This window comes from Arenibacter sp. F26102 (assembly GCF_023015865.1).
In the GTDB taxonomy this organism is placed as follows: domain Bacteria; phylum Bacteroidota; class Bacteroidia; order Flavobacteriales; family Flavobacteriaceae; genus Arenibacter.
Genome location: NZ_JALKBC010000006.1, coordinates 217,892 through 231,254 on the forward strand (window position 1 = coordinate 217,892; position 13,363 = coordinate 231,254).

Sequence of the window (13,363 nt, forward strand, 5' to 3'; positions counted from 1 at the left end):
AATTTTTTTTGCCAATGTTATACCGAAATCTTGGTACCCACGCTTTTCCCTTCCACGATATCCAGTATAACCCGCTTTCTTTTACCATTGGCTATATAAGTTGGAATATTCTTGGAAGCGGTCTGTTTAGCGATATGAAGTTTGGACCCCATGCCCCCTCTACCTTCGGCTTCTCCTTTATCAATGGATTTTATATATTGTTCCACATTCTGATCTACGCTAACATTCTTTATCACTTCCGTATCCTTATCATCCGGATGTCCGGTATACAGTCCCTCCGTATCTGTCAGGATAATTAATTTATCAGCCTTTGTCAGTTCTGCAACCAGGCTGGCCAACTCATCGTTGTCCGAAAACATAGAATTGGTAAGTGTAACGGCATCATCCTCATTGGCAATTGGCACAACTCCTTCTGCCAACAAACCCTCATAACAATTGATCATATTATCACGATGGTTTCCCGGGTTAAAATCCCGTTTTGTAGCCAATACTTGGGCACATTTCATTCCATAATCTTGAAATATGTTATAGTAATGCCGCATCATCCTAGGTTGCCCTATAGCCGAATAAACCTGTCGCCTAGTTGCCTTATCCGTAATTTGGCTTTCGCCCATCACCTCCATTCCGGCAATGACCGATCCTGAAGAGACCAAAACAGACATTATATTGCGTTCATACAATTCAGCTATCTGTTGAACCAAATGATCAAGAACAGGCTTAACGATCCTGTTGTCCTTGTTGGTCATAACATTGGTTCCTACTTTTATAACTACTCTCTGTTTATACATATCTTATTTTTCATTTCCCAGCTCCACTGCCCGGTTAAAGGCGGAATAGGCTGCTTCTTTTATAAGTTCCTTTACATTATTGTCTTCCATAGAATCCAATGCTGCCCTAGTTGTCCCTCCTTTAGACGCAACTCTTTCCATCCAGGAATTGGGAGAAAGATCGGATTGATTGAATAGTTCTACGGCTCCTTCGAAGGTGTGACTTACCAACATCTTGCTATCATTGCCCGAAAAGCCCATTTTTAAGGCCGCTTCCATCATACTTTGCATAAAATAGAAAACATATGCAGGTCCACTTCCTGAAATTCCAGTGGAGGCATCAATAAAATTTTCGGAACTCACTAAAATGGATTTCCCAGTGGTATCCAATAAATTTTCAATAGTCAATAATTCTATTCTAGATACCTCTTCAGAAGCCGTATACGATGTAACACCCTTCCCTATCTGCGCAGGCAAGTTCGGCATTGCCCGGACAATTTTATGAATCCCTAGACCTTCTTGAATCGATTTTATGGTTACCCCGGCCATAATTGAAATAACAATTTGTCCTTCATTGACAAGGTCTTTCATCTTCCTAAATAAATCCCCACTGTGGTAAGGTTTCACGGCTATGAAAATAAGATCTGCCTTAGGTACACAATCCTCTAAATTTTCGTGTACTTCAAAATGTAAAATCTTCTTTAAGGACAAGGTCTTTTCTTGGGAACTGTCCAAAATCATTAAATTTCTTTTTTTAAGTAGTTTTGATTTTGACATGGCCTCTGCGTAGGTCAATCCCATGTTCCCCGCCCCAATTACTAATACTTTCATGTATTGTTTTTAAGTTATACTTTATTTACACCCTATTTGGAACAATAACCGTGCGATTACCCTTTTAACGATATAGAGTTTAACTGTTGATATGGTATTATCATAGTTAAAACTTATACCCAGGCGCGAGCCTCTGCTATAGCTAGGATGGAAGCATTTAAAATAAATTGGATAAATATCGGTTTTGGCCACTGGACATGCTTTATGCCATTTTTAGTACCTGACAAAATGGTGCAATTGAGCAGAAACACAATTGAAAACCAACCAAATAGTGGAATTGGCATGTCTAAAAAACCTTAACTCGTGAACGACTTAATTCTAGATGATATAATAATGTAGTCATCCCCAAGCCTAGGAAACAGTCCAAGGATAAAAATATTTAGTGCAAAAAGTAAATCTTTAACATGGTGACCTCCTCATTGAATTCATTGGAAACTCCGTGAGGTATTGATCCGTCAAAATACAAAAGATCACCTTTTTCCAATAGGACCTTATCTTTCTTAAGCAAGTAATTAACCTTTCCGCCGAGAACATAGATCAATTCATTGGCATTCGTAGAAATGGGTTTCCGATATGCTCCAGCGGCTACATTAACAATATAGACCCTAATACTACTATCGGAAGAAGTACTGGAGAGTAAATGGGTATATTCCAGATTAACGGAATCTTCCCGATCTTCCTTGGTCCCCATACCATTTTTGATTACTATATAATCTCCGGAAACACTGGATGACAGGTCCAGCTCTGACAGATCTATGCTAAGAGTCTGCATTATTTTTAAGAGTACTGGGAGGGATGGTGTAGTTCTTAAATTTTCGATCTTGGAAATAAGCCCAGCACTAACGCCGGTCCTTTTCGCGACTTGTTGCAATGTTAAATCTCTTTTTTGACGGGCCAATTTTAATTGTCTGCCAATATTTATAAGAATATCATCCATTTAGCTGCTGTTGGTCATTGGCCAGCAAAGCACTAGCCGTAATATGTATTTCAATGCAAAAATAAGCAATTATTTTAGGCAAAACCATGCGCGAAATTTTAATTGATAATAGCTGCCATTGGATTGAGAACTATTCTTTCAACCTGATAATAGTGCACCGATACTTTTCCAAAACACTTTAAATTTGTAGTTGGAACAAAATGATTTTGGAAATAATAGTTGTTATTGCCCTCGATAGGCTTAATCCGTACTTTGCTGGTGCCACTTTATAGCTGCCAATCCACCTCCAATGAAGGACATGATAACGAAAAAGTAAAATAGATTGTCCCAACCGTAATATTCGTTAATTGCCACTACTATAAAGCCTGAGAACATCTTTCCCACAGACCCCATACCATTAATGATACCGGCAGCCATTGCGGCTCCTTTGGTACCGCCAACATCCATTGACCCCGCAGTGCAAATAAGGGAATCGGGCCCGTAAGTGGCAATCCCAATAAGGGCTATACTGATTATTGTCGCTATTTTTCCGTATGGTACCATATAGGGATGGGCTAGGCATGCAAGGCCCAATCCTATCATCATAACGGCTACTGTACTGAATCTATTTGATTTAAAAATCTTGTCCGAGCTGTAGCCCGCTAGGATGACCCCAAAAAAGCCTATCAGCTCATATACCGAAGACATATAACCAGCATCACTTACATCATAATGCAACGCCTTCTCCAAATACACGAGCAACCAGAAAAGAAAAGCATATCTGGTCATTTTAAGGATCATATAGCAACTGGAATAGACCCATAGGGTACTTTTCCTTAGCAACAGCCCGAATATTTTAAGCTTCTATGCCTTGGCACCATCATCAAATTCATACTTATTTTCAACGATTTTGGGCAGGCCAACATCTTCCGGATTGCTTCTGGCAAAAAGAAGGTACAGAATGGCAATTATAACAAGTATTAGAGAAGGGAAAATAAAACCTCTTTTCCAGCCCAGATATGATAGGAAATCCATATCGAATGCAACATAAGTGGCAAAAAAAATGGTAGCTAGAAAGCCCCTGGTAACGTAACAGGTAGACCACCACCACATGGCTATTCCGCGTTCCGTTCTTCTAAACCAAGGGGTCATATTCTTTATTAATCCCCTCCAACCCGTGGATTGGCCATAACCATTGGCCGCTATCAAGAAAACAATCACACCTGCGGAAAAGGTCATCTATAGAAATAAGTTTCCAATTGCAGCCAAAAACAATCCAAAAGTGACCACTTTTCTGGGTCCAAAAGTATCCGATAAGTACCCCTTTACAAATTGCCCAATGGTATAAATTAAACTGTACACAAAATTATAGAAGCGTAATCGGAGTTGTCCAGGCCCAGACCCTTTTCCATGGAACTCCAGGTGACCGACAAGTTTTTCCTCCCGAAATAAAATCCGGCATAGACGAGCCAGGTGAGGACAAATATTCTTTTCCTCGAATACTTCTGATTAGCCGTTAAACCCAAGGTTCGACTTTAAACTTTATTATTGATCGTAGACATTTAAGAAACTATAATCTGTTATTGGAATTAGGCTTTAATAAAACCTATATTCACAAGGTATTCCTTTAAGACCTTTAGAAAATTTTGAATATCGGTATAATCTATTTGCCCAATATTGGATATCCTGAAAGTGTCATAATTATTAACCTTACCTGGGTATATGGTAAATCCTCTTTCGAAGAAAAAATCGTGCATTTCCTCAAAATCATATTTATCATTCTTAGGTTCTATGATGGAAGTGATTATTTTTGAATGATGTTCCTTATCTATTAAATATTCCAACCCCATTTCCCCTATACCACTAAGTAATGTTTCCCAAGATTTGGCATATCTGGCATAACGTTTCTCAATAGTTTCTTCCTTGGTTTCTATTATGGCTTGTTTTAAGGCATAAAACGTTTGAACTGGAGGGGTAAATCTTGTTTGATGTGTTTTTTCGAAATAGGCGTATTGCGCATATAAGTTAAGATATAAGTTCCGCATTGGAATGGATTCCGTTGCCGACAAAGCCTTTTTATTACATATGGCGAATCCTATTCCGGCCATTCCCTGAATATTCTTATTGGAGCTTGCGGCCAAATAATCTATATTCATAGCTGTCATGTTTACCGGTATAGCGGCAAAACCGCTCATGGAATCCACAATGAAGCTTATATTATAGGTGCCACATAATTTTCCTACCGTCGTAATATCATTCAGTAGACCTGTAGTGGTTTCATGGTGGATTATGGCCAAATGGGTCAATCCCTTTTCCGCCTTAATCACCTCCTCAAGGGCATTAAGATCTATTGGCTCTATCGATGAGGATTCAAAAACCACGGTATCCAATTTATAGATCTTGGTGATCTGACACATGCGCTTGCCATAGGCGCCATTATCTATGATTAGAATACGCCCATTTTCAGGCACTACAGAACTCAATATGGCCTCAACAGTTGCCGTGCCCGAACCGCCAAACATTACTGTGGCATATTCCTTGGGATCACCCACAAATTTGGTTATTTCAGTGGCACAATATTCCATTAGATCACCGAACTCTTTTTCCCTGGGACAAATATCGGTAACTACCTGAGCCATTTTTACGGTGTCCGTTGTTGTTGCAGGACCTGGGTTCAGCAACACATTTCTTTTAATTTGCATTTAGTTATTTTTTCAATTAAGATTTAGACTTACTTAAATAATGTTTTGAAAATTTTAAAATATAATCCTAGGCAATATCCCATGGCAAGGAATAGGTCTTAACATAGGTATATCCTTTCATTGTCTCGATAACCCCTTCCTTATACCCTAAGCCGGAATCCTTAACTCCTCCAAAAGGTGTCCATTCCAATCGATAACTGGGCGCTTCGTTTACATTAACCGTACCCGTATCCAACTCGGTAATTACCCGTTGAATGGATGGCCAATGGTTACTTACTACACCCCCCGATAGGCCATATGGAGTATCATTTGCGATTTCTATAGCCTCGTCCAAAGTTTTAAACCGAATTATTGGAGCAACGGGACCAAAGGTCTCTTTAGCAACCACTTCGTGGGCATTTTTCACATGATCCAATACAGTAGGGGCATAAAGTGCACCTTCCCGCTTATGTCCCGCCAATAATACGGCACCATTATCTATTGCGTTTTGGACACGGGCCTGCATTTCCATGGCAGATTCTTCAGTGATAACAGTACCCATGTCATTATCGGCATTATAGGGATCACCATATTTTAAGGCTTTTACCCTTGTAGCCAATTTGGAGGCATAGGTATCCGCAATACTTTCATGAACCAAAATCCTTCTAATGGCCGTACAGCGCTGAGCCGAATTCTTAAAAGTCCCGGACATGGTTACCTCTACTGCCTCATCTATATCGGCATCTTCGAGAATTAACAAAGCTGAACTTCCTCCAAGTTCCAACACCAGTTTTTTGTACCCGGCTTTGGAGGCTATTATTTTCCCCACTTTACTACCTCCTGTAAAAGATACCATAGTAATTTCCGGATGTATTGTCATCATTTCAGCTGTTGCCTGTACATCGGCACCATTGACCACATTCAACATATTTGGCGGAAGACCACAATCCAACGCCAGTTGGGCAAAATAATATGCGGAAAGCGGGGTTTTTTCAGAAGGTTTTAACACCACTGTATTATTCGTAGCGATTGCGGGAGCTATTTTATGAACTACCTGGTTCATGGGATGATTAAAGGGCGTAATACAGCTGATCAACCCCAAGGGAACACGAGTCGTATAAATTCTTCTAGGTTTACCGTTTTTTGAAACATCGCATGGAAACACTTGAGAGTCATCGTCCAATGCCTTCATAGCAGAAAATCGCAACACATCTGAAACCCTACTGGCTTCATAACGGGTATCCTTTAAACAAAGTCCCGTTTCATCAGTAATCATGTTGCTAACCTCATCAACCAGTTCTTCAAGGGCATTTGCAATTTTATTCAATATATCATAGCGCTCATAACGCGTAAGGGTCATCTTGGTATTTTTGGTATCCGTTAAAACCTTATCCAAGGTTTTAGTATCTATGGATGACACCCTACCCACCTGTTTCCTGGTAAATGGATTATAAATATCGATCCATTCACCACTTTTCACCTGTTTTCCATTGATTATACTTCCAAATTCGATCATAGCAGTGTTTTAAATGGTTTAATTAGAAAATCCGTTACTCAAAAAGTGGAACAGATCAAAGTTTCTACTGGTACCGGATGCCAATTTATCACTGTATTCGGCGTTCAATTTCTTGTTGAATATCATTGGAACCTCTTGACAGTGCTCCCCACCATGTGAGCGCAAACCTTCCTTCACCTTGTCCAGTTCGTGCCAATCGGGGGTTCTTCCAATAGTAGTGGCAGAATCTGCCAATACTACCAAATCTCCTATTCGATCACCGGGTAATTCAAATTCTTCCACAGCCTCCTTATTGGTCAGCACTTTTTCAATTCCGTCTAGAGACAACAAATATTCTTTGGCCGCCTTTAACTGTGATTTATCCTCCAAATACAGCGTACCATAGCCACCCAAGGCCCCGTGATGTACTACATAAGGATCTGTGATAGGTAAAATTACCCTCGATTTAATATTTTGCGCATCCAGAAGTTGTTCTATAAACTGAACTTTGGGACTGCCATCCGGATTGGTCTTGGCTTGCATTCCATGATCGGCGGTTACACCGATAATAGCTCCCAACTTATCCAACTCGCCCAGCCAAAGGTCAATTTTCGATAAAAAATCGTTGGCATCAGCACTTCCAGGGGCATATTTATGTTGCACAAAATCTGTTGTAGTCAGATACATAACATCAAAATGCTCCCTCTTCAACAACTTGGCTCCGGCCTCAATACAATAAACAGAAATATAAGGGTCATAGATTCCAGGTCTTTCCTTCCCCATTAGGCCATCCTCGACATTTTCTATGCCGTTTTCCTGTAAGGTTGCCTGATTGGCAAATTCCGCAGAAAAGCAAATGCCGTCCAGATTATGGGCCAGCATCTTCCGTAATTTATCCTTAGCGGTAACCACGGCAACCTTTCTACCATTTTTACTCAGTTCAGATAGGATTGTAGGTACTTTTAGATACTTTGGGTCGTTCATCATAACCTCCTCTTGCAGCTCTGTATCCCAATAAAAATTTCCACAAATTCCGTTGACTTTTGGGGTAACCCCAGTTACAATAGCCATATTATTTGGGTTGGTAAAAGATGGGATTACACTTTTCACCATTCCCATAGAACCATCCTTTATAAAACGTTGCAAATTAGGCATCACTTCTTTGGCGCCTTCATAATACGGATAAGAGGTTCCATCCATACATATTCCAATAATGGTCTGCTTTTGTTTTGGGTAACTTCTGTCGTTAATGTTCATGTTTAAGAATAACTTTTGTGTTGAATATATATTTTTCACTAAAGTACAAAAATTTTACATATAGTATAATTATTGAAAATAGATTTAATGAATGTTTTAATAGAAGTATAAAACACAAATAACCATCATAAATCAACTAAATCACAAAACGAGCAGATAACTATGTATTAAATTAAGGTCAATAAAAATGACACAAGGTCCTATATTACTGGGCCCACGAATTAGCAACTGAAAAGCCCATAACGTTAAATACAAAAAGTCCCCATCACAAAAGAGCAACAGGGACTTGGAGAAATTAGATAATTATGGTTCTTAATCGATCAAGCCGAATACTCTTGGCAGCCACAAAGACAGTTCCGGCACAAAGGTTAGCATCAACAATACGGCAGTCATCGCCGCCAATAAGGGCAATAAAGGCTTAATCACTTTCGTCACCGGCACTTTTGCGACACCACTACCCACAAAGAGCAGCGTACCCACGGGAGGGGTACATATACCAATACATAAATTAAGAACGATTACCATTCCAAATTGAACTGGATGCATCCCCAAAGCCATTACTACAGGCAAAAATATAGGTGTGAAAATAAGTACCGCCGGGGTCATATCCATAAAGGTACCCACAACCAGTAAGGTGATATTAATAAACAGTAGCACCAACAACGGGTTCTTAACAGATTCCAAAAGGAAGCCTGTTAATGACTGCGGAATTGATTCGAAAGAGAACAACCAGGACATGGCCATGGAAGTTGAAATCAAAAACATAACAATAGCTGTGGTCTTGGCACTCCTTAGCAGGATTGGCTTAAAATCACTAAACTTCAACTCCTTGTTTACAAATCCGAGTAAAACGGCGTAAACAACAGCTATGGCCGCTGCTTCTGTGGCCGTAAAAATTCCGGCTACAATTCCACCAACTACGATTACCAATAGGGTAAGACTAAGAATAGCGTTTTTAAAATCGTGGAACAGCTTTTTAAAGCTCACTCTTTCTTCCTTTGGCAAACCTTTTTTTCTGGCATACAAATAGACCATAAACATAATGGCCAGTCCCACCAATAATCCTGGTATATAACCTGCAATAAATAATGCAGCTACCGAAGCGGTACCTCCACTGGCCAAGGCAAAAATTATTAATACATTACTGGGTGGAATTAAAAGCCCGGTGGTTGATGCACTTATATTTACAGCAGCACTAAACTCCCTGGGATACCCATCCTTTGCCATTTTCTCTGTCAAGGTACTCCCAATGGCAGAGGCAGCCGCAATGGCAGACCCGGATATGGCCCCGAACAACATAGCGGAAATTATATTAACGTATGCCAATCCACCGGGCAAACTTCCGATAAGTGATTTTGCAAAGTCGATCAAACGATTGGCAATGCCTCCCCGGTTCATAATTTCCCCGGCCAAAATAAAGAAGGGGATGGCCAACAATGCAAAATTATCGATGCCTGTTGTCATTCTCTGACTAACAGTGGTCGTAGCTGGCATATAAGCTATATTGATCAGTAGGGTAATCGTTGTCGATATACCGATAGCATATGCCACAGGTACTCCATAGGCCAACAAGCCCATAAAACTAATAAACAATACTATAATACTTATGGTTTCAATACTCATTGTTGTTGGCGTTAAAGGTTATTTTAATGTGATAAACGGAAAAGAAAATGATCATAAGGCCGCTAATTGGCACTATGGCATAAACATACCCAAGTGGCACTAACAATGCCGGGGACAACTGTCCCAACTTTAAGGTGGTGTAAACCAAATTACCTCCTCCAATAACCATAATGATCAAAGCAAAAACCGCCATTACCACCTGTATTATCCTATGTCTCCTTTTTTGTTTGTCAACGGGAAGTTTGGACAATAAAAAATCCATGGATAGATGTCCTTCCTTCTGTCCATTAATATAGGCAGCACCCAATACCGTTAACCAGATCAAAGAAAATCTGGCGAATTCCTCCGTGAACGAGCTGGATTGACCCACTACATACCTGGAGACAACCTGCCATACCACGTCAAGCACCAATAAACTAAAAATAAGCACTAAAAATCCCTCAATGGCCTTATTCAATATTCTATATGTAGTTTGCATTATTGATTGTTAATTTGGTCGATTATTTTTTTCATCTTTGGATCCTTCATCAATTCTTCCAAAATTGGCTTCGTCTTTTCAACAAAAGGACTTTTATCTGGATTATAGATTTCAACATTGGCCTCTTTTAAGATTTTTAAACCCTCCTCCACGTTTTCTTTCCAATATACTTTTTGTTTCTTCACACTTTCATCTGCCGCCTCCTGCAACCATTTTTTTTCAGTATCGCTAAAGGTTTCCCAAAACTTGGTACCCACTACTACTACGTCCGGTACCATACTATGTTCGTCCAGCGTATAGAATTTGCACACCTCATAGTGATTGGAAGTTACAAAGGAAGGAATATTGTTCTCCGCACCATCTACTACCCTTTGTTGAAGAGCGGTATAGAGTTCCCCATAGGCCATTGGAGTAGCGGAACCACCAAGATCGTTTACCATGTTTACGGCCATTTGATCGTTCATAACCCTGATCTTTTTTCCCTTTAAATCCTCAGGGGTTTTTATAAAACCGTCCAAAGTATAAAAGCTTCTACTACCAGCATCATAAAAACAGAGGCCACGAAGCAGAAATTCACTGCCGCCTTCCAAAAGTTCCTGTCCTATATGACCCTCCAATACATTGAACATATGCTCGCTGTCCCTAAATAAATAAGGCACCCCCAAGACTCTATATTCCGGTGCAAAGCTGGACATGGCGGCCGCACTTACTTTTGTCATGGCCACACTACCGATCTGCAGCAATTCCAAAACTTCCCTCTCCGTACCCAATTGGCCATCTGGAAATATTTTGATCTGCAACTTCCCGCCTGATTTTTCATTAAGGGCCTCTTGCATGGCCACGATCCCTTTATGGACAGGATGGGTGATAGGCAAGGAATGGGCAAAAAATAAAGTTTTGTGATTTGTTATATCAGAACAAGAGTATAAACCTAAACACGCCAAAATTCCAATGGCAACAATAAATTTTCTTCCTAGGGTTTTATAATCCCGCATATACATTTTATTTATTTGGACGTTAACGTTAACGCAATTATCATTTATTTTTAATTTCCAAACCTTAAAAATACTCTTTTTTTGAACTTTAGCAACAATTCCTTACAATTCTAGCCAAATGATTGCGCCTTCCATAAATAACGCCCCCTCTATTTTAGATATTCATTATATAGCCTTTGTAAGCATTTCCCTAATCCCCTTTTCCAGGCCATAGAGCTGGGCCATACCTATGGCTCTGCCAATGAGGGAGTATCCAGAGTAGAACTCATCCTTTCTTTTCTTATCATCCAACAATACATGGCCATGATCCGGCCTAATGGGAATTGCCACCTCTCCAAGACCACTATTTTGCCTTCTAAGTTGCTCCTTAACAATAGCCTCCATCAACTTGGGCATGGGTATGGATCCGTCTAAATGTGCCGCTTCATAAAACCTACCATCCTTCTCCCTAGAAACATTTCTTATATGCAAAAAGTGAATTTGTGGCCCAAAATCACGAATGATCCCCACAAGGTCGTTGGTATCAACAGCCCCTAAAGATCCTGAGCAAAATGTTAATCCATTACTCGGAGACGGGACACAAGCCAGTATAAATTTTAAATCTTCGTAGGTCGAAGCAATACGAGGAATCCCAAATACAGGAAATGGCGGATCATCTGGATGCAATGCCAATTTTACACCCAACTTTTCGGCCTCCGGAATAACTGCTTTTAAAAAATATGCTAGATTTTCCCTAAGGTCCGATTTTTCAATCTTACTGACTTCCTCTAGGGTAGACCTAAAATCAGCTAGGGCAATGGCCTCTTTAGAACCAGGCATCCCGGCCAAGATGGCACTTTTTAGCCGTTCCCGCTCTTGCTGGCCCAGTGTATTATAATAATGTTCGGCCTTTTGGACCATTGCCTCGCCATATACTACTGCCGCCCTGTTCCTTTTTAGGGCGAACAAATCAAAAGCGGCAATGGCAACTGGATCATACAACAAACTTATGGCCCCGGTCGGAAGCTCATAATTTAAATTGGTACGGGTCCAATCTATCAATTGCATAAAATTATAGCAGACCACCTTAATGTTGTTTTCTGCCAAATTGCGGAGGGTCTCAATATAATTCTGTATATAGATATCCCTTTCCGGAAGACCATATTTAATAGCCTTATGGACATTAACACTCTCCACTACGGACCATTCCAAGCCGTTGGACTCTATTTCCTTTTGGACTCCCCTTATAACTTCAGAAGACCAAACCTCTCCAATGGACACTTGGTGGCATGCCGTAACTACGCCATCCACTCCCAGCTCCTTGATATCCTTTAAGGATACTCCAAAACCAGGTCCGAACCACCGCAGTGTCTTCTTTAAGTATTGCATGGGTTATACTCCGGAAAAGGAACTAAATCCGCCGTCGATTTCATAGATACTTCCAGTAACAAATGAGGAAGCATCACTAAGTAGATAGTGTACCATTCCGTTAAGTTCGGAGGCGTCACCAAAACGTCCCATGGGGGTGTTAGTGATGATTTTTTCTCCCCTATCCGTGAAGGAACCATCTTCATTGGTCAAAAGTCTTTTATTTTGATTTCCGATGAAAAACCCCGGAGCAATGGCATTTACCCTAATCTTATCACTAAATTTTGAGGAAAGTTCATTGGCCATCCACTTGGTGAAAATATCCACCCCAGCCTTGGCCATGGAATACCCCAACACTCGTGAAATGGTCTGTTTGGCCGCCATAGATGATACATTTACTATGGACCCAAATCCTTGTTTTGCCATAATTTCACTTAATACTATTGTAGGAATTACGGTACCGAACAAATTTATATCAACTACTTTTTGGGTATCGCCAAGTTCAATATCGTAAATGGTTTGATCTGGTTTCAAAGTGGCTCCGGGAATGTTACCTCCTGCCAAATTAACCAAACCGTCCAATCTCTTAAACTGAGTGATTATAGTGTTCTTCAATTCGGTTAATTGCTTTTCATTCATTACATCCAAAACGAACAAATGAGCACTATTAGGACGAATTTCATTTAATTCCTTGCATTTTTCTTCCAGCTTGTCCAAAGATCTGCCCAAGAGCAATACCTCAGCTCCATTTTCTACAAGATATTTGGCAATTGACCCTCCTAAAGTTCCAGTTGCCCCGGATAAGGCATAAATTTTATTTTCAATCGAAAAAAGTTTACTCATCAATTCTATTTTTTATAATTCTATTTTATCAAAACCCAAATATAACATAAGGGCACAATAATAAACATAATATCCAATATTTACCCTCGGCCACTTACTCAAAGGTTTACAAAACTCACCCCCCCCTAGG

At 40.1% G+C, this 13,363-nt stretch carries 13 protein-coding genes; all 13 read right to left on the reverse strand.

Annotation, left to right across the window (positions count from 1 at the left end; all coding sequences use genetic code 11):
- Nucleotides 1–17: 17 nt before the first annotated feature.
- On the reverse strand, nt 18–788 hold the full coding sequence (gene proB / locus MWU78_RS10775; protein WP_246997742.1) for a glutamate 5-kinase: 771 nt from the start codon (nt 786–788) through the stop codon (nt 18–20).
- A 3-nt stretch (nt 789–791) separates the two neighbouring features.
- The gene (gene proC, locus MWU78_RS10780) at nt 792–1,598 is read right to left on the reverse strand and encodes a pyrroline-5-carboxylate reductase (RefSeq protein WP_246997743.1); all 807 of its coding nucleotides are present in this window, start codon (nt 1,596–1,598) and stop codon (nt 792–794) included.
- Nucleotides 1,599–1,977: 379 nt separating this feature from the next.
- Complete coding sequence (locus MWU78_RS10785; RefSeq protein WP_246997744.1) at nt 1,978–2,535, reverse strand: helix-turn-helix domain-containing protein; 558 nt, start codon at nt 2,533–2,535, stop codon at nt 1,978–1,980.
- A gap of 240 nt (nt 2,536–2,775) precedes the next feature.
- Nucleotides 2,776–3,315, reverse strand: a complete 540-nt coding sequence (locus tag MWU78_RS10790) for an MFS transporter (protein ID WP_246997853.1) — start codon at nt 3,313–3,315, stop codon at nt 2,776–2,778.
- A 63-nt stretch (nt 3,316–3,378) separates the two neighbouring features.
- On the reverse strand, nt 3,379–3,753 hold the full coding sequence (locus tag MWU78_RS10795) for a hypothetical protein (protein ID WP_246997745.1): 375 nt from the start codon (nt 3,751–3,753) through the stop codon (nt 3,379–3,381).
- 350 nt (nt 3,754–4,103) lie between these two features.
- Nucleotides 4,104–5,216 carry a 2-aminoethylphosphonate aminotransferase gene (locus tag MWU78_RS10800; RefSeq protein WP_246997746.1) on the reverse strand — a complete coding sequence of 371 codons (1,113 nt, stop codon included), beginning with the start codon at nt 5,214–5,216 and terminating at the stop codon, nt 4,104–4,106.
- 67 nt (nt 5,217–5,283) lie between these two features.
- Nucleotides 5,284–6,711: an aldehyde dehydrogenase family protein gene (locus MWU78_RS10805; protein ID WP_246997747.1), complete on the reverse strand. Its 1,428-nt coding sequence runs from the start codon at nt 6,709–6,711 to the stop codon at nt 5,284–5,286.
- A gap of 18 nt (nt 6,712–6,729) precedes the next feature.
- Nucleotides 6,730–7,947, reverse strand: a complete 1,218-nt coding sequence (gene phnA / locus MWU78_RS10810; RefSeq protein ID WP_246997748.1) for a phosphonoacetate hydrolase — start codon at nt 7,945–7,947, stop codon at nt 6,730–6,732.
- 312 nt (nt 7,948–8,259) lie between these two features.
- Nucleotides 8,260–9,570, reverse strand: coding sequence for a TRAP transporter large permease (locus MWU78_RS10815; protein WP_246997749.1), 1,311 nt, complete (start codon nt 9,568–9,570; stop codon nt 8,260–8,262).
- Nucleotides 9,560–10,048, reverse strand: coding sequence for a TRAP transporter small permease (locus tag MWU78_RS10820; RefSeq protein ID WP_246997750.1), 489 nt, complete (start codon nt 10,046–10,048; stop codon nt 9,560–9,562). The genes MWU78_RS10815 and MWU78_RS10820 overlap by 11 nt, the downstream gene beginning before the upstream one ends.
- Nucleotides 10,048–11,043 carry a TRAP transporter substrate-binding protein gene (locus MWU78_RS10825; RefSeq protein ID WP_246997751.1) on the reverse strand — a complete coding sequence of 332 codons (996 nt, stop codon included), beginning with the start codon at nt 11,041–11,043 and terminating at the stop codon, nt 10,048–10,050. Before MWU78_RS10825 ends, MWU78_RS10820 begins: the two co-directional genes overlap by 1 nt.
- Nucleotides 11,044–11,208: 165 nt before the next feature.
- Nucleotides 11,209–12,411: a mannonate dehydratase gene (gene uxuA / locus MWU78_RS10830; RefSeq protein WP_246997752.1), complete on the reverse strand. Its 1,203-nt coding sequence runs from the start codon at nt 12,409–12,411 to the stop codon at nt 11,209–11,211.
- A gap of 3 nt (nt 12,412–12,414) precedes the next feature.
- Nucleotides 12,415–13,233: an SDR family oxidoreductase gene (locus tag MWU78_RS10835; protein WP_246997753.1), complete on the reverse strand. Its 819-nt coding sequence runs from the start codon at nt 13,231–13,233 to the stop codon at nt 12,415–12,417.
- Nucleotides 13,234–13,363: the final 130 nt, after the last annotated feature.